The organism is Wolbachia endosymbiont (group A) of Yponomeuta plumbellus, assembly GCF_947251575.1.
In the GTDB taxonomy this organism is placed as follows: Bacteria; Pseudomonadota; Alphaproteobacteria; order Rickettsiales; family Anaplasmataceae; genus Wolbachia; species Wolbachia pipientis.
This window is the reverse complement of sequence record NZ_OX366353.1, coordinates 1,191,469-1,214,308: the sequence shown is the minus strand read 5'-3', so window position 1 is coordinate 1,214,308 and position 22,840 is coordinate 1,191,469. Positions and strand designations below refer to the sequence as shown.

Below are 22,840 nucleotides of genomic sequence, written 5' to 3'. Positions count from 1 at the left end.
CTTTAACTCCCTTAATTCAAATTAATACTTTTTAACAGCGATTCATTAGCCTTTTCCAAAGAAAAAGACTCCTGTCTTTCCGATCCTAAATTTCTCACTGACACAGTTTTACTTGTAACTTCATTTTTGCCTACAATCCACAATATAGGAACCTTGTTTAGACTATGCAAACGTATCTTATAACTAATTTTTTCATTGGTCAAATCAGTCTTGACTCTCACACCTTGTTCTTTTAAGACATTGCTGATTTCTGTGGCGTAACCGTCAGCCTCATTTGTAATGGTCAGAATAGCAAGTTGCGTTGGAGCAAGCCAAACTGGAAATTTTCCTGCATAATTTTCTATCAAAATTCCAATAAAACGCTCAAAAGTCCCAAGAATTGCCCTATGTAGCATAACAGGGTGATGCTTGTGTCCATCTGCCCCTATATAAAAAGCTCCCAGACGTTCTGGTAAAATGAAATCAACTTGCAATGTTCCACATTGCCAGCTTCTGCCTATTGCATCTTTTAAAACAAACTCTAGCTTTGGACCATAAAATGCACCTTCACCAGGATTAAGTTTATAACTCAAGCCCGCTTCTTTAACGGCTTCAAGCAGCGCTTTTTCAGCTCTATCCCATACTTCATCATTACCTGCTCTAATACCTGGACGGTCTGAAAATTTCACAGAAATTTCATTGAACCCAAGCTCTGAATATACTTCTTTTAAAAGGTCACAAAACTTTATAGTCTCAGAATTCACTTGTTCTTCCATACAAAAAATGTGTGCATCGTCTTGCGTAAAACCACGCACTCGCATCAGTCCGTGCAATGAGCCTGAGCTTTCATTTCTATGGCATGTGCCAAACTCTGCCATACGTATTGGTAAATCACGATAGCTTCTGGTGTGAGAATTAAAAATCTGCACATGACAAGGACAATTCATGGGTTTTATTGCTAGCTTTTTGCTTTCAGATTCATCAACAATAAACATATTTTCACGAAACTTATCCCAATGTCCAGATTTTTCCCACAGCTCTTTGCTTACTAAAATAGGAGTTTTTACCTCAAAATAGCCATTATTTATTAGCTTCTTTCTGATGTAAGACTCAAGAACATTATATAGAATATATCCTTGTTCATGCCAAAAAACCTGCCCAACAGCTTCCTCTTGGATGTGAAATAAATCCATATCCTTGGCAATTTTGCGGTGATCACGTTTCTCTGCTTCTTTGAGACACTCAAGATAAGCGTTTAATTCATCCTTATTTCTCCATGCTGTGCCATATATTCGCTGCAACATTGGGCCCTTTGCATCACCTCGCCAGTATGCACCCGCTACTTTCATAAGTTTAAACGCTTTAACTCTACCGGTTGATGGTGAGTGCGGACCACGACATAGGTCAATAAAATCACCTTGCCTATAAACAGTTAGGTTTTCACCCTCTGGTATGGATGAGATAATATCAACCTTATATTTTTCGCCTATACCACTAAAGAAATCAATTGCCTGCTTGCGAGTCCAAACTTCTCGAACAAATCTGTGGTTACTTTTTACAATCTCTTTCATTTTCTTTTCTATTGCGGTAAGATCGTCCGTAGTGAAGGTACGATCTGTAGCAAAATCATAGTAAAAACCGTCCTGAATTGTTGGGCCGATAGTAATCTGAGTATTAGGAAATAGCTCTTTCACTGCCTGCGCCATTATATGAGCAGCATCATGCCTTATTATATCTAAACCCGCTTCGTCACTCAGTTGTATTACCTCTATCTCTGTATCAGATTCAATTTCACGTGAGAGATCATATAACTCACCATTTACTTTCAATGCAACTGCTTCCTTTAAAACATTCGGCTGTAGTATATCAAAGCCAGTGACTTTACCACTGTATTCTTTTACTTTTTGTTCGGTTGAGAAAGTAATCCTAATCATTTATCGACCCTTTTGTCTAACCCTCTCTTTGTCATCCCAGTGCGTGACACTGGGATCCATCTTATTTTTATAATGGAAATTAGTTTAACGTATGCTCCTAAAATCTGTTGTCCATTGCACAATTTGCAAATATTTTTATACCTGGATCCCAGTGTCAAGCACTGGGATGACACCTTTGTGTTTGAGGCAAAACAGGCCATAACATTTAACATACTGCCCTCGCAAACAAATGTTCGTACAGTTGTGTATCAGCTACTTGGATGACACCACCCCTAGTGGGCACTGCCCCTAAATCATAATGGATAACAGGGTTATAAGCTCTGAACATTAATAATAAGGTCTATTCTTTTTTAACCTGAGTGCAATTGCGTCTTCCCAAATTTCACCATTACGCAATAACTTTTCTTTATTGTACATTAGCTCCTCTCTCGTTTCAGTAGCAAATTCAAAGTTAGGACCCTCCACAATTGCATCAACTGGACATGCCTCTTGGCAAAGCCCGCAGTATATGCATTTTGTCATGTCAATATCATAGCGTGTGGTGCGACGACTACCGTCTTCTCTTTCCTCTGCTTCAATAACTATTGCTTGAGCAGGGCAGATAACTTCGCATAATTTACAAGCTATGCACCGTTCTTCACCGTTTGGATACCTACGCAACGCATGCTCACCACGAAACCTTGGACTTAAAGGGCCTTTCTCCATAGGATATCTTAACGTAACCTTTGGTTTGAACATATATTTCAATGTAATAGCAAACCCTTTGATTAACTCTGCAAAAGACCAATACCAAGCTAATTTCTTGAGCATAAAATATTTAAAACTTGTGTCAGTCATTATAAATCATATTATCAGTTTTCAAAATAAATATTTTCACCTGGGTGACTTTTACAGCTTTTCTATATAATACATTCACTAGTATGATAGTACTGCATTAATATAAACTAGCAAGATAGATAAAAATTTTGAATATTTTCAAATTAGGTATTTTGGTTTCTTAAGTGTAATATTGCTAAGTAGTTTATATAAATAATGACAAACACAAATGAAACTATTTTCGCTTTGTCGACCGTATTTGGTAAGTCAGGAGTTGCAGTAATCAGAATTTCAGGCAATTACGCGCTTAAAGCTTTAAATCATTTTCATATTAAGAAAGAAATTAAACCAAGATTTGCTACTTTAGTTGATCTATATGATGATTTCAATCAATTGATAGATAATGGAATAATCATCTATTTCCCTGCTCCAAACAGTTTCACTGGCGAGAATGTTATAGAGTTACAAGTGCATGGAAGTAAGGCAGTCATAAAAATCATCTTGGAGGAATTATCAAAAATTTTCGTTATGGCCAGGCCTGGAGAATTCTCACTTAGGGCTTTTCTAAATGGTAAATTTGACTTAACTCAAATAGAAGGAATTGCAGACTTAATTGACGCTGAGACGAAAATGCAAGCTAAACAAGCGATTAAGCAGATATCAGGAGAATTGGAGAGACTATACAGCAATTGGAGGCAAAGATTGATAACGATACAATCCAAAATCGAAGCATATATAGACTTTCCAGAGGACATTTGGGCAGAAAAAAGTGAGTTGGAAAAAATTAATAATGAAGTGCAATCTCTCGTGCGATTGATACAAGAGCATTTAAATGATAATAGACGGGGCGAAAGGTTGCGTGAGGGTTTACATATTGTAATAACTGGTAAACCAAATGTCGGTAAATCAACTCTGTTTAATTTCTTAGCCAAGCGTGATATTGCTATTGTTTCTGAATATGCAGGCACAACAAGAGATATACTTGAAGCTCATATTGACATTGGCGGATACCCAATCATTCTCTCTGATACTGCTGGAATTCGTGAGAGTTCAGATCCAATAGAATCAGAAGGTATAAGTCGAGCGAAAAAGAGGTCTTTTGAAGCTGATTTAAGAATAGAACTATTTCCTTTTGAACAGCGTCATAATATCAATTGCAACGTTGTAAATAGCGATACTATTTATGTATTGAGCAAAGCTGACGATGTTATCAATAATCACAATATAAAAATTAATGGCATAGATCTTTTACCCATTTCTATTCTAAAGGAAATAGGTACAAACAAATTGATCTCTCTCATAAAAGAGAAGGCAGAGGAAAAATTTGGGCATGATAGAGACACCCCTGTAATCACTCGGCAAAGACATAGGAATCACATGAAGAAAGCACTGGAACATTTACAACGTTTTAATATCGATAATCCAATTGAGTTGATATCTGAAGATTTGAGGCTTGCTGCATTTGAACTTGGTGCGGTGATTGGAATTATTGATGTTGAGGAAATATTGAGTAGTGTGTTTAGCAACTTTTGCGTGGGCAAGTAAAGCTTTTATAGATTGCTTAAAATCAAATGTTGTGATAGAAAAGAAATGGACGGATGGCCGAGCGGTTTAAGGCACCAGTCTTGAAAACTGACGTACGTGATGAGCGTACCATGGGTTCGAATCCCATTCCGTCCGCACAGCATCTCGCTATGCTAGCTGATTTTTAGAGCTTATTTGGACTATGTGGTTCATAACGCTGGAAATCTTGTCTAATCTAGCCACATCTTTTAAAAATACATCCCTTTGTAAATTGACCTTGTTAGCAAAGAAAGCTAATATCTATAAATAGATCACCATCTGAATATGAAAACCGATATAGTAATAATAGGTGCAGGACCTGTTGGAATATTCACTGCTTTTCAAGCGGGAATGCTTGATATGAAATGTCATATAATAGATGTTTTGGATCAAGCAGGAGGACAATGCACAGCTCTTTACCCAGAAAAGCCAATATATGATATACCTGGTTATCCTGTAATTACTGCCCAAAAATTAATTGAGCAGCTAATGGAGCAAGCTTCGCCATTTAAGCCTATTTACCATTTAAGTCAAAAAGTAGAAAAGATTTCGAATAACTGCGATCAAAGCTTTATTATCATAACTAATACAGGTACAGAGGTAAAATGCAAAGCCGTTATTGTTGCTGCAGGTAACGGAATGTTTGAACCTAACCGTCCGCCCTTGAATGGTATATTAGAATATGAAAATAAATCTGTATTTTACAGTGTAAATAAAATTTCTGATTTTCAGGATAAAACTATAGTCATTGCAGGGGGGGGTGATTCTGCGGCTGATTGGACTGTAGAACTTTCTAAAGTTGCGAAGAAAATTTATGTGATACATAGGAGAAAGGAATTTCGCTGCACTCCTGAAACTAGAAATAAATTAGAATCACTTGAAAGTGATGGAAAGATAGAACTGGTAGTGCCATATCAATTACACGAACTAGCAGGAGGTAATGGGCAATTGAGCACAGTGATAGTAAAAAACATTGCCTCTAAGGAAGAAAAAGAAATATCCGCTGATTTTTTGCTGCCATTTTTTGGATTGTCAATGAATCTTGGTCCAATAAACAATTGGGGTATACAGTTAGAACATAGCCGCATAGTTGTCGACCCAGCTACACTTAAAACCAGTAGAGATAGGATATATGCAATCGGAGATATAGCTATTTATTCAGGCAAACTAAAGTTAATATTAAGTGGTTTTGCTGAGAGTGCCATGGCTTGTCATGACATATACAAAGTAATCCACAATTCTCCAGTCAATTTTCAATACTCGACTTCGAAGGGAATTCACGGGAAAGAAAAACTTCCTTGACACCCTTCGCCAGCCCCCTTATCATAACAGTGAAGCTATTGTATTTGCTTTCGCCAATCTGCAGATTAAAAGGTAAGGATTACTTAATGTATCGGCGTCTTATGTTCAATTTTTTGCAGTATATAGATACTGTATGTCTTTACAAAACTTCATCTACATCTAGATTTTTATCTAAATAAGCTGAACGCGCTTATAAAGCGTTACAAGACATCAAAAAATGCCAATACTCGACAGAGATAGTAAAAGACTAGCTAACTCGGGGATTCTTTGTCTTTTTTTCTGCTTAGTAAATTTCTTAAACATTTGCAGCGTAAGTTAGTTGCAATTAAAAGCGGCTGAATCTCGCTTGTCAAGCGTTTAAAACATAAAAAACGCCAATATTTTAAAGCAGATAATAACCCCAGGGCTTCTTTTGCCTTTTTTTTATTTGGTAAATTTCTTAATATTTATGGCTAAACGACAATCGTCATCCCGCTACTTGTTAGCGGGATCTATGTTGAGAGATACCGCGAATGAATCGCGGTATGACGTAGGACTGCTGTCATTCCAGTGCTCCTTTTTTTGTCATCCGAGTAGCTGACACTGGGATCCAGGAAACTTAACTTTACACCAGGTGAATGTACAATAAGAACTGGATTCCAGACTGGAATGACACCGAAGGGGCTACTGGGATGACAGGAGAAAGAGGCACTGGAATGACAAAGAGGGTACTTGGATGACAGGAGGTAATGCAGGAAGTCTAATAGTGCAGCAACACGGAACCCCAGGTCAGGCCTGCACCTATTGAAATCAGCAGTACCAGATTTCCTGATTTTATTTTTGATTCTTGTATTGCATAGTCTAAGGCCAGTGGAATTGATGCCGCTGAGGTGTTTGCATGCTTATCAACGGTATTAATCACTTTCTCTATAGGAAAATCTAATTTCTTTACTACTGCTTCAATAATACGAATGTTTGCTTGATGGGGAATTAACCAGTCAATATCAGTGATTTTCAAATTATTGCATTTCAGAGTTTCCTCTACTGAGGCTGTTAACTTATCCACTACATGTTTAAACACTTCTCTTCCATTCATGCATATTTTTCCAGAATCACCAGTAGAGGATACCCCTCCGTTCGTACATAGTATGTCCACATTGCCGTCAGAGTATAAGTTTGTTGATATGATGCCGCTTCTACCCATTTCTGATTTCATCACCACTGCACCAGCACCATCACCAAAGAGTACACAAGTTGACCTATCTTCCCAATCAACAATCCTAGACATTATTTCAGCACCTATAACCAATGCATATTTAATTCTATTGTTAGATTTTATGAGCGAATCAGCAACTGTAACTGCATATATAAAACCAGAGCATGCTGCTTGTACATCAAAAGCAAATGCGTTTTTACATTTTAACTTACTTTGTACAATCGTTGCACAGCTAGGAAAAGTTTTATCAGGAGTTGTTGTAGCAACTATAATCAAGTCAATTTCATCTACTGAAATTTTAGCTTTTTCTATAGCACTTTTTGCTGCATTTACAGCTAGATCTGACGTTAGTTCTCCTTCATCTGCTATATGCCTTTGAACTATTCCTGTTCTCTGCCTTATCCATTCATCGCTCGTCTCAACTATCGATGCAATTTCGTTGTTACTCAACATTTTTCTTGGTAGGTAAGATCCAGTGCTTAATATGAAACTTTTATTCAATATGACTTACCCCGTTAATTATCTTTTGATTTAAATTTTCACTAATTGCATTTACTGCAAATTTTATGGCATGGGCAAAAGAAATAGCATCAGAATTTCCATGACTTTTAATGATGATACCATTCAGCCCTAAAAACATAGCTCCACTTCTAATTTTGGGATTAAAACGCGTTAAAGCTTTATTTAGTTTGGATTTTAACAATATACCAATAAGCATTTTCGCTATCCACGAATTGAATACTTCCTGCTTTATTAGATTGATAAAGGTACTAGCGGTTGCCTCAGCCGTTTTGAGCATTACATTGCCAACAAAACCATCAGCAACAATCACATCTATACTACCCTCTAAAAATTCACTTGCCTCTATATACCCTTTGAAATTAATGCCTGGAGCGTTTTTAAGCAACTCAAAAGCGCCGCGCACTGAGTCATTACCTTTAACTTCTTCTGTGCCGATATTTAGCAAAGCAACTTCAGGATTGTCAATTTTTAATGCTATTTTTGCAAATATACTACCCATTAACGCAAATTGAAATAATGAGTCGGCATTACAATCAACATTTGCACCAAGGTCAAGCAAAGCAAAGCTTTTTGTCTTAGTTGGACAGATAGAGGCAATAGCAGGACGATAAATGTTTGGTAATGTTCCTAAAATAAATCTGGAAATTGCCATCAATGCTCCGGTGTTGCCTGAAGACACCACTCCGAAAGCTTTACCTTTTTTTACTGCCTCAATGGCAGCTTTCATACTTGAGTCTTTACGATGCCTCAGTGCAAAAGATGGCTTATCATTTGCAAGAACATTGTCAGAACAATGAGTAAACTCAGAATTGTTACTTACTTTTTTGTATTTTGAAAGCAAAGGAGATACTTCTTCCTTATCTCCATAAATATGAAAAAAAACTTTAATGCCTGGGTCAACAAGGTTGTCTAAAAAAAAACCAGCACCATGAATTACGGAAAGAGGCGCAAAATCGCCCCCCATAGCGTCAAGTGCAATAACTATATTATTATTGACCGTAGGTAACATATCATAATAGTCACTCTGCCTGTTGCTTGATGAAAACCCGTTTTCCTTTGTAACTGCCATCAACTGCTACGTTATGAGGCAACATGAATTCCCCAGTTGTTGAACATACCACAATATTCTTAGGCTCAATAGCATGATGAGAACGATGCATATTACGCCTTGACTTTGACTTTTTTCTTTTTGGAACTGCCAAAACTTCCTCCATTCTACTACAAAATTCAATTCATTAGTAACATGTTTTTTACAGGAAGTAAACAGGGATAGTAAAATAAGTAAGGTTTGCTTATGTAATTGAGTTCTATAGCTAAAGTGGCTCTACAATTTGAAAAACCGTCATTCCGCTACTCGTTAGCGGAATCTATACCGCGAATGAATTGCGGTATGACGTAGGGAAACCTTTCTTGGGTTAAGCTTTAAATTAAAACATCAAGTATATTGAACTTAAAACATATCTCAGCTATACTTTGCGATAAAGTTAATAAAAATTTTAATAAAATCAGTAAGACTAACCTCTAGCTAAAATGAATACAAAGTGAGCTTTTTTGATATAAATAGTGTTAGAATAATTGGTAGGTACTTTATCAATTTTTTGTTAAGGCTTGGTAGTGCATTCATATTTTTTATTCAATCTCTATACCACTGCCTTGTGCCACCATATTATTTTAGCAACATAGCAAGACAAATTATAGAGATAGGCTTTTTCTCTCTGCCAATTGTTGGGCTCACTGGAGTTTTTATAGGAGCGGCAATAGTTTTACAAAGTAGCTTGAGTGACCCATTAATTAACCAAGAACAGATAATACCCAAACTTGTTACGATCACTATCATTAAAGAGTTAGGACCAGTTTTGATCAGCTTAATAATGGTAGGAAAGGTTGGATCATCAGTTGCAGCAGAAATTGGTACAATGCGCATCACCGAGCAAATAGATGCACTTACAACCTTGAACATCAACCCTTTTAAATATTTAATTGCACCAAGGATTTTAGCGTCAATCATAGCATTTCCCATACTTACAGTATGTGCAGATTTAATAGGAATATTTGGAGGATGTATCACTGCAGTCTTCGAATTTAACCACAATTTAAATATATACATTAAACACACAGCTCAGTTCTTTAATACGTATGATTTTATAACTGGGCTAATAAAAGCAACTGTATTTGGCGCCATAATTTCTGTCTCAAGCTGCTATTACGGTTACCATTGCAAAGAAGGTGCACGAGGAGTAGGTGTTGCTACAACATCAACTGTTGTTTTATCGTCCATACTGATCATTTTAGCAAACTACATGATTACTTTGATACATGCGTAACCCCATAATATCAATATTGAACTTAAGCTTATCTTTTGATGATAGGACAGTACTAAAAGATCTAAATTTTGATATATTAAAAGGGGAATCATTAGTCATACTTGGTGGCTCAGGAAGCGGCAAATCTGTATTAACAAAAACAATTATCGGCTTGCTTGCTCCAGACTCAGGGTCTGTTAAAATAAATAGTAAAAGCAAAAATAAATTTGGGGTTTTATTTCAAAATTCCGCTTTATTTGACTACGTTACAGTGTGGGAAAATATATCTTTTAATTATAAAAAGCGCTTTAATATCAGCAAAAAAGAGGCAAAACAGCTAGCAATCGAGAAGTTAAATGATGTTGGACTGGAGGAAAGCATAGCAGATATGTTTCCAATAGAGCTATCAGGTGGAATGAAAAAAAGAGTGGCACTTGCAAGGGCGATTGCACACAATCCAGAAATCATTATTTTGGATGAACCAACTTCAGGATTGGACCCAATTATGTCAGATATAGTAAACGAGATAATAATAAAATTATCTAGAGATCTTAACCCTACAATTATCACGATTACACATGATATTCATAGCGCATTTAAAATAGCTGATAAAATAGCAGTATTATATGAAGGGGAGATCATTTCCCATGGAACTGTTCAGGAAATACAAAATACTAATAACGAATATATAAAAAAATTCATTCATTATATATAGCTAAAGATATATACACTATTGCTAACAGTCATATTTTTAAGTTTTAACTTTGTAAAAGGTAGTGGACATTGGAATTCAGATTTTTTTCAAACTGGATCCTATAGCTAACACGTCATACCGCGATTCATTCGCGGTATCTCGGCATAGATTCCGCTAACTAGTAGCGGAATGACGAATTTGTCGTTTTTCAAATTGTCGTAAGTCAGTTTAGCTATATATAGGATGACAGAAATTGTTTGTATTAGCTATATTCAAAAGCTCTATTGATATTTTGCAATATTTGTGATAAAATAATAGCTTAAGGTTGAGAGTAAAAATTTATGAGTGAAGCTCAAGGTCCAAATATTGCAGAATGGCAAGCGCAGCAGCAACACCAAGAGGCTGCTGGTGAGAAAAGTGGTTTTGGTCTTGGTCATAGTGACTCTGTTTCAACAGTCGTGGATGGAATGAAATGGTTGTTCAACTTTCATGAAGGAGCAATTGCTGCTTATAGTAACGTGTTTGAAGGTTTGGTGAGTGGTAGTAGTCTAGTAACGCTGTTTGGAAAATCAGGTAATATGTTTGGCATAAAATTTCTTGAAGGCCTTGCAGAATATTTTTCAGGTGGAGGTGGGGAAGATATGCCATCAGAAGGAATGGATATGGCTCATGGTGATGATGGACATCACTCAGATGATTACCCTCATGCCAATAACGAAATAGCTCATAATGCTGATGGTTTGCAAGACATGCATGATGCAGGTGATCACCATGGTCAATCTTTTTCACCTGGTCCTTCACCATCTGTTGGCGATGACCACGGACATGAACTTGGTTAAACGCTTAAAAACTGCTGAATAGTATGCGAGAAGGCCTAATAAGAAAAGTTGCTGTTGTTATAATTAACATGAGTTTGTCTTAGTGAAAAAGGTTTCAGTTTTAGGGTCAACAGGAAGTGTTGGAAAAAAGACTGTAGATTTGCTCTCAAAGAGAAAAGAAGAATACCAAGTGGAAGCACTAAGTGCCCATTCGAACTTTGCTCTACTGGCACACCAAGCAAAACTGCTAAATGCAAAATATGTTGCTATCTCCGATGAAAGGCTTTACAAAGATTTAAAAGAAAATCTACTTGGTACAGATGTAAAAATAGCAATTGGTGCTACAAATATTGCTACCATACCTGTTGATCTCTCAGTTGTTGCAATAGTTGGCATTGCAGGCCTTGAGCCAGTTATGGAGGTTATAGAAAGCGGTACCAAAGTCATTGCATTGGCAAACAAAGAAAGCATTGTTTGCGGTGGAAAGTTATTACTTAAAAAAGCTAAAGAAAAAAACGTACAAATAATCTCTATTGACTCTGAGCACAACGCAATTTTTCAAATTTTGCAAAATGACGACAAATGCATAGAAAAGATCATACTTACTGCTTCTGGTGGACCATTCTTAAATTATAGTTCTGAGCAATTAAGAAATGTCATAGTAGATCAGGCGCTTAGTCACCCCACTTGGAATATGGGAAAGAAAATCTCGATTGATAGCGCAACAATGATGAATAAGGCACTAGAGATAATAGAAGCACATAACTTGTTTAACATCAGCCCGGATAAAATTGAAGCAATAGTGCATCCTGAGTCAATAGTACATGGAATTGTAACTTATAAGGATGGGTTCAACTTTGCTGTGCTTGCAGAGACTGACATGGCAATTCCCATTTCATATGCTTTGTCTTGGCCGGAAAGATCAGCTTTAAATCGTAAATTAGATTTAACAAAGCAAGGAAAATTGACCTTTCAAGAACCAGACCATAAGCGTTTTCCTGCGCTAAAGCTTAGCATGGCAGTGTTAAACTCTTCTGCTCCACAAACAAACAGTATTGTGCTCAATGCTGCAAATGAAATAGCTGTTAATGAATTTTTGAAGTCACGAATCGGCTTTTTAAAAATAGTAGAAGTAGTGGAATCAACAATGGAAAGTTTTGATAGTTATACTGATATTAATTCACTATCTGATATAATAAATATTGATTGTGAAAGTCGTATTATTGCTCACAAAATTGTTGAAAGTAAAGTTGTTGCGTATAGCTAGAGTAATGTAACCAGACTGCATTCTGTGATTTTTAGCAAAACACGATCTTTCATTTGATCTTTCTTCAATTTAAAGTAAATACAGAAAATTGCTGCCTATAGCTAAACTGACTTAGATTTACCGACAACCGTCATCCCGCTACTTGTTAGCGGCTAAGAGATACCGCGGCGGTATGACGGTTCGCGGCGGCATAGCTATCTTCAAAAATATGGTTGAATAATTGTTAATAATAGTGTATAATTATTAATATTTTTAAGCACTTTGGCTATGGCTTTATCTAAGTTTCTCGACCCTAAGCTGGATTTAACCTTTAAAAGAATCTTTGGCACTGAAAAAAATAAGAATATTCTCATACATTTTTTGAATGATATTTTAGGGTTTACCGAGATAAATACTATACAAGAAGTGGAATTCCTCAGTACTATAATGGATCCTGAAATTGCCTCTGATAAGCAAAGTATAGTTGATGTTCTTTGCAGGGATTCTAGTGGGACCAGGTATGTGATTGAAATGCAGCTTACTCGCGATAAAGGCTTCGAAAAACGAGCTCAACTGTATGCTGCTAAGGCTTACTCAAGACAATTAGATAAATCTGGCAACTACATTGATTTAAAGAAAGTCTTCTTTATTGCTATATCAAATTGTAACTTACTTCCTGAAGAAGTTGATTATATATCCAACCACACTATAAGAGATGAGAAAACCAATGAGCATGACTTAAAAGATTTTCAATTTATATTTATTGAACTACCTAAATTTCCTAAGAATAAGGAAGAACAGCTAGAAAGCATAGTGGATCGTTGGTTATTTTTCTTCAAATATGCAGATGAAACTACGGAAGAAGACTTAAGGAAAATAGCAGAAAAAGCACCAATAATAAAGTTAGTCTACGATGAATTAGACAGGTTTAGCTGGAATGAAAAAGATTTAGTAGCTTACGAAGAAAGAATAATGGATCTACGGAAAGAAGAAGCCATTCTTGAATACAGACTTGATCTTGCTACTGAAAAAGGCATCCAAATTGGCGAAGAAAGAGGCATCAAAATCGGTAAAGAGGAAGGGAAAATTGAAGGCAAAATTGAAGGGAAAATCGAAGTCGCAAAAGCAATGCTGGCTAATAATGTTGATGTTAACACTATTGTCAAGTTTACTGGCCTTTCTATTAGTGAGATTGAAGAATTAAGTGTGAACGGTACAGAGTAATTTCAAAGTGCATTTGCAGTTGGAACGGATACATTTAATGAGAGTCCCATTTCACGGTGTTCAAATCTACTCCTTCTTGTACCATCTCCCAAAGTGGGCTCATTTCTCTCAGTCGGCCAACATTTTTAGCAACAAGATCTGCTGCATACAAAACTTCTTCTTTAGTTGTAAATCGGCCTAGGCCAAATCTAATTGATGAATGCTCAAGGTCATGGCCATTATTTAGCGACCGTACGACATAGGAAGGCTCAAGAGACGCAGACGTGCACGCAGAACCAGAACTTACTGCTAAATCCTTGATTGCCATGATGAGAGACTCACCCTCAACATAGGGAAAGCTCAAGTTTAGGTTGCCAGGAATTCTATTTTCATAATCACCATTTAAAACGATATCAGGAAACGCTTCTTTTATCTTGTTATACAAAATATCCCTTAATTCTTCCACTCTAGTTGTTTCTTTTTTCATTTCTTCTTTAGCAATACGTGCCGCTTCACCAAAACCAACTGCAAGAGGTGTTGGAACTGTTCCAGAACGCATGCCTCTTTCCTGTCCACCACCACTAATTAGTGGTATCAGCCTAACACGAGGATTCTTTCTACGGACATATAATGCACCTATTCCCATAGGCCCATAAATTTTGTGGCTAGAGAGACTCATAAGATCAATGCACATCTCATTAACATCAATTGGAACTTTTCCAAAGCTTTGAGCTGCATCTGTGTGGAAAAATATATTACGCTTCCTGCATATTTCACCAATCTCCTTTACAGGCTGAATTACTCCGATTTCATTATTTACCATCATCACTGAAACCAGGATTGTTTTATCAGTAATTGCTTCCTCAAGCTTTAATAAATCTATAATTCCGTTTTGCTTAACAGGCAAATATGTAACTTTAAAGCCTTCATTTTCCAGATGCCGACAAGAATCCAGAACACACTTATGCTCCGTGCAGACAGTTATTATATGATTTCCTTTATTTTTATAAAAGTGAGCAACGCCCTTGATTGCCGTATTATTTGACTCAGTTGCACCTGAGGTAAAGATAATTTCTTTGCTATCTGCGTTCACCAGATCAGCGATGTGTTTCCTTGCTTTTTCCACTGCTTCTTCAGCAGTCCAACCAAATGAATGGCTGCGAGAGTGTGCATTACTGAACTCACCAAAGTAAGGTATCATCACCTCTAAAACACGGGGATCTACTTTAGTAGTAGATTGATAATCAAGAAATATTGGTAATTTTATTTTAGCATCGTGTATTTTTTTACTTTCAACATTCATAAAGCTACCACGGAGACAAAATTTACAATTATTTTATAGCATTAAAACTTAATTTTTTCAAGATATAATCTTGCATCAAGTACAAAAGTGTCATCCAAGTAGCTGACACATAACTGTACGAACATTTATTTGCGAAAGCAGTGTGTTAAATGTTATAGCCAGTTTTGCCTCAAACACAAAGGCAGTGCCCAGACACTGGGATGACACCCTATTGGTGGCAATTGCTTCCAAATCATAATGTTTGTACAGCTGTGCGCCGTGCGCTGGAATCCGTTTTAGCCCTTATCTATATCTCAGTTCCACCAACAGTTATTGCGTCGACTTTGAGTGTCGGCTGACCAACTCCAACGGGCACATTTTGTCCATCTTTCGAGCATGTGCCAACACCAGGATCTAACTTTAAGTCATTACCAACCATAGATACTTTTTTCAACACTGTTTGACCGTCACCAATTAGTGTTGCTCCTTTTACTGGCTGTGTAATTTTGCCATTTTCTATTAGGTAAGCTTCCGAAGATGAAAAAACAAATTTTCCTGACGTTATATCAACCTGCCCACCACCGAAATTTACTGCATATAGACCTTTCTTTACGCTAGATATTATTTCCTTCGGTGTATACTTTCCGGGCAACATATAGGTGTTTGTCATGCGCGGCATAATAACTTCTTTATAACTTTCTCTTCTACCATTACCAGTTGGGCTTACACCCATGAGTTTAGCGTTCATATGATCCTGCATGTATCCTTTTAGGATCCCATCCTCTATCAATATATTATAACTGGGTGGAGTGCCTTCATCGTCTACGCTGATAGAGCCGCGCAAATTGGGCAGAGTTCCGTCATCAACTACTGTGATGTCACTAGCTGCTACTTGTTTACCCACAGAATTTGAAAATGCTGAGACTTTTTTGCGATTGAAGTCGCCCTCAAGTCCATGACCCACGGCTTCGTGTAACAATATTCCTGGCCAGCCTGGACCTAAAACGACTGTCATTTCTCCGGCTGGAGTTGGAGTTGCTTCAAGATTTACCAGTGCTTGTTCTAACGCTTGGTTTGCAACTTCTTTCCACTTTTTCTCAGAAATAAACTTACTATAAGAGTCCCTTCCACCATGCCCTGCAGAACCTCTTTCGGTACGGCCATCTTTTTCTACAATGACTAGCACATTAAAACTTACCAGAGGCCTGATATCGCTTAATCTGTGATCACCCTTTATTATTTGTACAACTTGCCATTCTCCACTTAGAGTTATTTTTACTTGCTTCACGCAGTTATTTTTGGACCTTACATACTCATTAACCTCATTGAGTAGCTTAATCTTTGAATTCAGATCCATTTCATTTATAGGGTTAATCCTCGAATATAGGCTTTTTGTCTCTTCGTTTAAATTTATTGAATTTGTCTTGTTTAAAGACACTGAGCTTTTTACCATAGAAGCAGCATTACTAATTTCTTTTTCGCTGATCTCAGAAGAACAAACGAAAGATGTACTATCTTCACAAAAAGACCTTAAACCAAATCCCCTTCTAGTATTCAAGTCCATGTGTTTTAATATGTTATCCTCAAAAACCAGGGACTCCGACTGGCAAAATTCTAGAAACAGCTCACCACCATCGCTATTGCTCAAAGCGTTATTGACTATTTTATATACGTTATTAATATTAACATTGTTTTGAGCAAAAAATATTTGATCTAGATTTGGCATTACCTTTGAACTAAAAATTGTTTAAGTATATTATTTAACTTTAACATAGTAAACTATAAAAAGCCCGGGTGGCGGAATTGGTAGACGCGCTAGCTTCAGGTGCTAGTAACTTTTTAAGTTGTGGAAGTTCAAGTCTTCTCTCGGGCACTCTTAGCTTCCATATTGCTTATTGAATTAATTAATGTTATAATATAACATATTAGGTAATATTCATGCTATGTATAGTGAAAAAAATAAGTTAGCCTGCAGAAAGAAGGTACGAACTTACTCGAAACGCTTAGTTACTACACTATCTACTATCTCTTTCATTGGATACATAGCGGCATTGGTCTTGAATATTCCTGTCTTAAGTCTGTATTTTAGTATTGCCTGCACTATATTAAGTGTACTTTCATCTACCTTAAACATATGGTCATTAGCTGATCATTTTAGGCAGCGTGATCTTAATAAGCAGCTTGGTGTAGAAAACACTCCTGGACAAGAAAAACTAACGAAGATCTGTCTTGATATTACATCTAACGTTTTGTTTTTAATAGGAGGAATTACACCTATATTGCCCTTTGAATCTCCTATCATTCCTTTTGTTTCCACTGCCTTTTTTATTCTAGGCTGTGCCTTTATGGCAACTAATATCGTTCGGACTAGGATTAGCGAACCACAGGCAAAAAAACCTACTGATGACCACTCCCTAACTGCAAAAGCAGCTTAAGTATTAACTTATACAGGAATATTAGCTATATAATTCCACTGAAGAGAGCCATTCAAAAGAGTTCGATGTAATTAGCGTCAAAAAAGTGTAAGCAGAAATTGTGGGCTTATTGGGGTAGGAGAGCTTAGTACTCCTACTTCCACATCAATTACTTGAATAATTGCTCAAGCTATCAAAATAAAAGTTTTTATTCAGTAATTTGTGTATAAAGGGTACTATTTTACTAGTAGTGAAATAAATCAGAATGAAGTCTATTTTATTAACGAGGCCTTTATTGGACTCGTTCAATACAAGAAATATATTGAGAAAGTATGGATACAAAGTTTTTATAGAACCAGTATTCACAATAAAGTACTTAAATCCTGATATATCTGCGTACGAATTTGACGTTGTGATATCTACAAGTAAAAACAGTGTAAAGGCTCTTAGTCAAATATGCAAAGAGGATGACTTTCCGATTATTACAGTTGGTAATTCAACCATGCAGGCTGCAAAAAATTTGGGATTTTCTGATATAATCTCAGCAGACAGCAACGTTGATGGTCTGATATCATTCATAAAAGCTCATTATTCAAACGCAATAAAGTTCTTGTATATAAGGGGACAAGAAGTATCATGTGATCTAAAAAAGAGATTATCTGAAGAAGATTTTAACATAAGAGAAGTTGTACTCTATAAAACAATTATTAAAAGGAGTCTAACTAATAGGTGTAAAAATTTGCTGTTGGATGGTAAAATTGATAGTGTTGCTTTTTTTTCCTCACAGACAGCAAGGGTATTTTGTTCATTAGTTCTAAAAAGTGGGCTATCTCATGTGATGAGCAATATAACTGCATATACCATGAGTAAAAACATTGCTGATAGTTTAAAGTTAATCAAATGGAAAAAAATTATAACATCGAGGTTGCCTACTGGGGAGAGTTTAATTGATATAATTAATAAGGATTGTTGATGCTAAAGATTGCAACTTGGAACGTAAACTCTATACGCAAAAGAGTTAACCAACTTTGTAGTTTTATAGTTGATAGTCAGGTAGATATAATTTTGCTGCAAGAGATAAAATGTACAGAAGAGCAATTTCCTTACGCAGAGATAGAAAAGTTAGGATATGAATATGCTATCTATGGACAAGTTGCAAGAAATGGCGTTTGTGTCTTATCTAAATATCCGATACTGGAGAAGTTTAAAATTGACATTGTGGAAAGTCATCAAGAAGCACGTTATATAGAGTGTGTGATAAAACACACCAATCATAAGGTAAGGGTAGGAAGTGTATACGTTCCAAACGGTCAAAGCCCGGACTCTCAAGCATTTGAATATAAACTCAAGTTTTTTGATAATCTACATGAAAGGATGAGCACTTTGTTAAAGAATGAAGAGTTAACTATTATAGCTGGCGATTATAATGTTGCACCGGATGAAATTGATGTCTTTGATTCAAACTTATTGAATGGCCAAGTGTGCTTTCATATAAGAGAACGTGAGAAGTTAAGAGCGATCTTGAATCTTGGGTTTAAAGATGCGTTTAGAATATCTCACCCAAATTTGCAACAATTCACTTGGTGGCATTATCAAGGCAATTCACTCAGAAATAATCAAGGAATGCGAATAGATTATATGCTGTTATCACCACAAGCTGTAGATAAATTGGAAACATGCTACATAGATGATAGATTGCGTAAGCTAGAAAATCCGTCTGACCATACTCCTGTTGTATGTGCTATAGAATAATAGTAGACCTCTTACACAACTCACTTTTTGGCAAACTTAGGTAATCCCTGCTTGTTTGTTGCTTGTGTTTTCTTCCCTTCGTTTGTTTTCCTTTCTTGTCCAAGGTTGATCTTGCTGTTTGCTTTCTTCGTTTCCCCTGTTGTTTTCCTGGGAAATTTGCTCAGGAACAGGTTGTTGTTCACTCTTTTCTTTTCCTTGGGAAATTTGTTCAGAAACAGAGGTGCCTTTCTCAACTTCTGTAACTGGGGTTTTTAAAATATCATCAATGCCCTCGAGAATTTTTCCATTCAGTTTTGCTCTCTTTTCTGTATCATCTTTATCTTGTGAGCTAGGGTCATACAAAGTACCTTTTTTGTTATTTGAAAAAAGAACCTCCACTCCTCCTTTTATGGCAAATATTGTGCCGATAGCAGTAAGAACTACTCCGAGTGTAGTAGGACCAAAAATTAACATTGGAATAGTGGAAAGAAGGACAGGAAAAAAGATCTTGCTTAAGAACGTTGTTACCATCTCTTCATCACTGAGTGGTGGTTCATCCTCTTCTTTCTTGTCTTTACCTAAGAATGGTATTTTTTCTTTCATCCCATCCATAAAGGAGCCAGAAATATTTTTCGGGTCTATTTTGATCCCTCCAATTAGCAGCAGCATTTCCAATACAAACTTTATGGATGAATCTTTAGCTTCTGTACCGCGTATATCAGCTACACAGTCATCTACTACTTCTTTTATTTTACCATTCTTGAGATTCTCCTCATTAGCTAATTTTTTCTCTCTAATTTTCTCAAATACGGAAAGTAAAAACTGAGAAAAATTCTCTTCACTGAGTGGTTTTATATCTTTTGGATTGACATTATTAAGTAGTATGTCCTTATAAGCTGATATAAAATAATCAGTTATTTCTTTGTTCTCCTTTAATTCGGCTTTACCTTCTAATACTTTTACAAAGTAATCATAGATTACCTGATGTTCCTCTTTTTCAAAAATTTTCTCATCTTTGTTAGTTACCTGATTTGAAGGTTCCAAATTCTTTGTTTGTGGAGTTAATATTTTTGTCATAACTGAGTTACTCACATTTACTATACTTCAATTGTAGCATATTTTTCATATTAATTCAAATAATCTATACTCTTAGAATCCGCCATGTTTAAGTCATAATTAAGAGCCCAGTTGTCGCCAACTTTTATTTCTACTTCAAGTGGTATAGAAATTTCTACTACACCTTCCATTATATTTTTCACAAGTTTTGCTGTTTCTTGCACCTTTTCGTCTTCTACTTCAACCAGTAGTTCATCGTGAACCTGGAGGATTATTTTACCTACTTTCAATTGATCAAAAAGCTGAATTGTCGCACGTTTTATTATATCAGCAGCGGTTCCTTGCAGTGGTGCGTTTATTGCTGCCCTTTCTGCAAATTGTCTTATATAAGGAATTGTATTGTTTATGTCTCTTACAAAGCATCTTCTGCCAAACAAAGTTTCTACATAACCATGCAATCTTGCGATAGACACTGCTTTTTCCATATAGGCCTTTATTTCTGGGTAACAGGAAAAATAGTAATTAATGTATTCAGCAGCTTCCGCAATGGTAATTCCAAGCCGCTTTGCAAGACCAAATGGGCTAATGCCATATATAATTCCAAAATTGATGGATTTTGCTTTGCGTCTTAATTGCTCATCTATTTCTTGCACTCCAAAAACTTGCCTAGCGGTGATCTCATGAATATCTTGTCCGTTTGCAAAAGCTTCTTTAAATGCTGCAACGTTTGCAACGTGTGCCAGGAGTCTCAATTCTATTTGTGAATAGTCAGCAGAAATTATCTTATGCCCTTTTGGCGCAATAAATGCTTGTCTGATAAGATTTCCCTCTTCGCTTCTGATAGGAATATTCTGTAAATTAGGATTGCTGGAGCTCAGCCTTCCAGTTGCAGTTGCAGTCGTTGAAAAGCTTGTGTGTATTCTACCATCAATGGAATCAGCTTGCTTTATTAGCGCATCAGTGTAGGTGCCTTTTAATTTACTTAAATGTCGCCAATTTAAGATTTTACTTGCGATTTCTACCCCTTCTTCTTCGAGTGCCTCTAGAACTTCATAATTGGTGCTATACGATCCAGATTTTTTTGACTTTTTCTTTTTATTAAGCCCCATTTTATTAAATAAAACATCACTTAATTGTTTTGGCGACGCAATATTAAATCTTTCCCCTGCTAAGTTATATATCTCATCTTCAAGCACGGCAATTACCTGCTGAAATTTATCGGACAATTCCTGTAATTTTTGTATGTTCAGTAATATCCCATTTTTCTCCATATCAAATATTACTTTCATAAGTGGCTTATCGAAGCGCTCGTAAATTGTGAACAATTTTTCCTGAAACAACCTTTGCTTTAGCTTTTCGCGAATTGCTATTAAAGTTTTTGCCGAGAAAATTTCTACATCTCCACTCAAATTATGTGCAACTATGTTTGGAATACTGTGATCATGCTTTCCTGTATCCAAGCTATACGACATTATCATCAAATCATCAACTGAATCTAACATCTTCTCTATTGCAGGGAAGATTTTCCTGATCTCTTTAATGTTATGTATTATTTTAAGCACTCCATTTGAGAGTAAAGTTGAGTTAATTGTAATAAGTGCATCTTGTATGCTGTCTTGCTCTATATAAAAAATATTACTTTCGCTATAAGATAAGGAAATTTTATTTAATAAGTTGTCTTCAAAGTGGCAATGAATTGCAATTCTGCCTTCATATCTACAATGCTCCAAAAATTTCTCTAACTCTTCACTACTATATTCTATTTTCTCTTTTGTGCTAGACCCATTATAGGAAAAAAGCTTTTCCATTTTACCTATTAAAGAATTGAATTCATACTTCTTTAAAAAGGATAATAGTTTTTCCATATTTGGAGAATGGACTTCATATTTTGCAATATCATGTTGAAGGTCTACTTTTTCGCATAGTGATAAAAGTTCTCTTGAAATTAGAGCTTTTTCCTTATGTTCGGTGAGAATATTACGAATCCTCGTTTGCTCGATATTATCAATGTTCTCTATAATATTATTCAATGAATCAAATTCATCTAGTAATTTAGCTGCAGTCTTCGGACCTATTCCCGGAACGCCTGGAATGTTGTCAGATGCATCACCAGTTAGAGAAAATAAATCAAGAAGCTTGTGTGAGTTTACACCAAATTTTTCTATTACTTGTTTTTCATCTATATATATATTTTTAATGGGGTCGAATATTAAAATATTGTGGTTCAAGAGTTGAAATAAATCTTTATCTGATGAAACGACTACCACTTTAAAGTCTTGGTGGTTGGCGTATTTTGCAGCTAGTGTTGCGATTATATCATCTGCTTCATAACCTTCAATCTCTTCATAGCTGAGGTTAAAAGCTTCTACCGCTTCTCTCAGTATGGTAAACTGTGGAGTTAGATCCTCAGGAGGCGTTACTCTGTTCGCTTTGTACTCAGGATATAAATCGTGCCTAAAATTCTTTTTTCCTGCATCAAGTGCTATAGTTAAATAGTCCGAATGGGCAATGTACTTAAGAACCATATTCAGAAAGCCATATACACCACCTATTGGCATTCCTGTTGTGGTAATTAAGTGAGGTAGTACATAGTAAGCTCTGAAAAGAAAACCATAGCCATCGATGATTGTGAAAGTTTTTTCTTTCATTGTAGATATTTATGCGTGCTTTTGATGGTCCACTATTTAACTGAGAAAATCAAGTTTTTGTTTTTCTGCTTTTGAGCGTTGTAAGAGATTTTACCGAAAATAGCATTCATGATGGGGATGTACACATATGACCT

At 36.1% G+C, this 22,840-nt stretch carries 21 protein-coding genes and 2 tRNA genes; 12 read left to right on the top strand and 11 right to left on the bottom strand.

All coding sequences use genetic code 11. The features are described from left to right. Nucleotides 1-11: 11 nt before the first annotated feature. The 3 genes from thrS to nuoI all read right to left on the bottom strand — a co-directional run bounded on the left by thrS (nucleotide 12) and on the right by nuoI (nucleotide 2,723). Nucleotides 12-1,913, bottom strand: a complete 1,902-nt coding sequence (gene thrS, locus OPR39_RS06035) for a threonine--tRNA ligase (RefSeq protein WP_141456657.1) — start codon at nucleotides 1,911-1,913, stop codon at nucleotides 12-14. Further along, nucleotides 1,910-2,125 carry a hypothetical protein gene (locus tag OPR39_RS06030; RefSeq protein ID WP_144054593.1) on the bottom strand — a complete coding sequence of 72 codons (216 nt, stop codon included), beginning with the start codon at nucleotides 2,123-2,125 and terminating at the stop codon, nucleotides 1,910-1,912. Before OPR39_RS06030 ends, thrS begins: the two co-directional genes overlap by 4 nt. Nucleotides 2,126-2,240: 115 nt before the next feature. Continuing rightward, on the bottom strand, nucleotides 2,241-2,723 hold the full coding sequence (gene nuoI / locus OPR39_RS06025; RefSeq protein WP_041573606.1) for an NADH-quinone oxidoreductase subunit NuoI: 483 nt from the start codon (nucleotides 2,721-2,723) through the stop codon (nucleotides 2,241-2,243). 222 nt (nucleotides 2,724-2,945) lie between these two features. Between nuoI and mnmE the strand changes: the two genes are divergently transcribed. The 3 genes from mnmE to OPR39_RS06010 all read left to right on the top strand — a co-directional run bounded on the left by mnmE (nucleotide 2,946) and on the right by OPR39_RS06010 (nucleotide 5,594). Next, entirely contained in the window at nucleotides 2,946-4,274 is a 1,329-nt protein-coding gene (gene mnmE, locus OPR39_RS06020) for a tRNA uridine-5-carboxymethylaminomethyl(34) synthesis GTPase MnmE (RefSeq protein WP_015589308.1), read from the top strand. Between the two features lie 47 nt (nucleotides 4,275-4,321). Then, a tRNA-Ser gene (locus OPR39_RS06015) sits at nucleotides 4,322-4,409 on the top strand. Between the two features lie 168 nt (nucleotides 4,410-4,577). Further along, on the top strand, nucleotides 4,578-5,594 hold the full coding sequence (locus OPR39_RS06010) for an NAD(P)/FAD-dependent oxidoreductase (protein WP_174516794.1): 1,017 nt from the start codon (nucleotides 4,578-4,580) through the stop codon (nucleotides 5,592-5,594). 739 nt (nucleotides 5,595-6,333) lie between these two features. Here the strand turns inward: OPR39_RS06010 and OPR39_RS06005 are convergent. From OPR39_RS06005 to rpmF, 3 genes are read right to left on the bottom strand one after another with little or no spacing between them, the layout of a single operon-like run. Then, complete coding sequence (locus OPR39_RS06005) at nucleotides 6,334-7,290, bottom strand: beta-ketoacyl-ACP synthase III (RefSeq protein ID WP_265039356.1); 957 nt, start codon at nucleotides 7,288-7,290, stop codon at nucleotides 6,334-6,336. Further along, complete coding sequence (gene plsX, locus OPR39_RS06000; RefSeq protein WP_265039446.1) at nucleotides 7,283-8,320, bottom strand: phosphate acyltransferase PlsX; 1,038 nt, start codon at nucleotides 8,318-8,320, stop codon at nucleotides 7,283-7,285. Before plsX ends, OPR39_RS06005 begins: the two co-directional genes overlap by 8 nt. A gap of 10 nt (nucleotides 8,321-8,330) precedes the next feature. Next, nucleotides 8,331-8,513, bottom strand: a complete 183-nt coding sequence (rpmF, locus tag OPR39_RS05995) for a 50S ribosomal protein L32 (protein WP_041573607.1) — start codon at nucleotides 8,511-8,513, stop codon at nucleotides 8,331-8,333. Nucleotides 8,514-8,852: 339 nt separating this feature from the next. Between rpmF and OPR39_RS05990 the strand changes: the two genes are divergently transcribed. The 5 genes from OPR39_RS05990 to OPR39_RS05970 all read left to right on the top strand — a co-directional run bounded on the left by OPR39_RS05990 (nucleotide 8,853) and on the right by OPR39_RS05970 (nucleotide 13,596). After that, nucleotides 8,853-9,635 carry an MlaE family ABC transporter permease gene (locus OPR39_RS05990; RefSeq protein WP_265039354.1) on the top strand — a complete coding sequence of 261 codons (783 nt, stop codon included), beginning with the start codon at nucleotides 8,853-8,855 and terminating at the stop codon, nucleotides 9,633-9,635. Beyond that, nucleotides 9,628-10,329: an ABC transporter ATP-binding protein gene (locus tag OPR39_RS05985; protein WP_006279859.1), complete on the top strand. Its 702-nt coding sequence runs from the start codon at nucleotides 9,628-9,630 to the stop codon at nucleotides 10,327-10,329. The genes OPR39_RS05990 and OPR39_RS05985 overlap by 8 nt, the downstream gene beginning before the upstream one ends. Before the next feature lie 320 nt (nucleotides 10,330-10,649). Then, the gene (locus OPR39_RS05980; protein WP_007548965.1) at nucleotides 10,650-11,147 is read left to right on the top strand and encodes a hypothetical protein; all 498 of its coding nucleotides are present in this window, start codon (nucleotides 10,650-10,652) and stop codon (nucleotides 11,145-11,147) included. Between the two features lie 82 nt (nucleotides 11,148-11,229). Then, nucleotides 11,230-12,393, top strand: a complete 1,164-nt coding sequence (gene dxr / locus OPR39_RS05975) for a 1-deoxy-D-xylulose-5-phosphate reductoisomerase (RefSeq protein WP_015589315.1) — start codon at nucleotides 11,230-11,232, stop codon at nucleotides 12,391-12,393. 267 nt (nucleotides 12,394-12,660) lie between these two features. Further along, entirely contained in the window at nucleotides 12,661-13,596 is a 936-nt protein-coding gene (locus tag OPR39_RS05970) for an Rpn family recombination-promoting nuclease/putative transposase (protein ID WP_265039352.1), read from the top strand. Nucleotides 13,597-13,630: 34 nt separating this feature from the next. On the opposite strand, the gene OPR39_RS05965 is transcribed toward OPR39_RS05970, so the two are convergent. From OPR39_RS05965 to tldD, 3 genes are all read right to left on the bottom strand, one after another. Next, nucleotides 13,631-14,878 (bottom strand): IscS subfamily cysteine desulfurase, encoded by a 1,248-nt coding sequence (locus OPR39_RS05965; protein ID WP_015589317.1) that lies wholly within the window; start codon nucleotides 14,876-14,878, stop codon nucleotides 13,631-13,633. 90 nt (nucleotides 14,879-14,968) lie between these two features. Beyond that, nucleotides 14,969-15,109, bottom strand: a complete 141-nt coding sequence (locus tag OPR39_RS05960; RefSeq protein WP_153296798.1) for a hypothetical protein — start codon at nucleotides 15,107-15,109, stop codon at nucleotides 14,969-14,971. Nucleotides 15,110-15,164: 55 nt separating this feature from the next. Continuing rightward, a complete protein-coding gene (gene tldD, locus OPR39_RS05955) occupies nucleotides 15,165-16,583 on the bottom strand; it encodes a metalloprotease TldD (RefSeq protein WP_265039350.1) in 1,419 nt (472 codons plus the stop codon). Nucleotides 16,584-16,645: 62 nt separating this feature from the next. Here tldD and OPR39_RS05950 point away from each other — a divergent pair. The 4 genes from OPR39_RS05950 (at nucleotide 16,646) to OPR39_RS05935 (ending at nucleotide 19,023) form a co-directional block, all read left to right on the top strand. After that, nucleotides 16,646-16,730 (top strand) — tRNA-Leu (locus OPR39_RS05950). Between the two features lie 70 nt (nucleotides 16,731-16,800). Then, nucleotides 16,801-17,292, top strand: a complete 492-nt coding sequence (locus tag OPR39_RS05945) for a hypothetical protein (protein ID WP_015589319.1) — start codon at nucleotides 16,801-16,803, stop codon at nucleotides 17,290-17,292. 244 nt (nucleotides 17,293-17,536) lie between these two features. After that, entirely contained in the window at nucleotides 17,537-18,244 is a 708-nt protein-coding gene (locus OPR39_RS05940) for a uroporphyrinogen-III synthase (protein WP_141456650.1), read from the top strand. After that, on the top strand, nucleotides 18,244-19,023 hold the full coding sequence (locus tag OPR39_RS05935) for an exodeoxyribonuclease III (protein WP_265039348.1): 780 nt from the start codon (nucleotides 18,244-18,246) through the stop codon (nucleotides 19,021-19,023). The genes OPR39_RS05940 and OPR39_RS05935 overlap by 1 nt, the downstream gene beginning before the upstream one ends. Nucleotides 19,024-19,059: 36 nt before the next feature. Here OPR39_RS05935 and OPR39_RS05930 read toward each other — a convergent pair whose 3' ends face one another. Beyond that, nucleotides 19,060-20,079, bottom strand: coding sequence for a hypothetical protein (locus tag OPR39_RS05930; protein ID WP_141457300.1), 1,020 nt, complete (start codon nucleotides 20,077-20,079; stop codon nucleotides 19,060-19,062). A 50-nt stretch (nucleotides 20,080-20,129) separates the two neighbouring features. Next, nucleotides 20,130-22,706 (bottom strand): DNA polymerase I, encoded by a 2,577-nt coding sequence (gene polA, locus OPR39_RS05925; protein ID WP_265039346.1) that lies wholly within the window; start codon nucleotides 22,704-22,706, stop codon nucleotides 20,130-20,132. Nucleotides 22,707-22,840 lie beyond the last annotated feature (134 nt).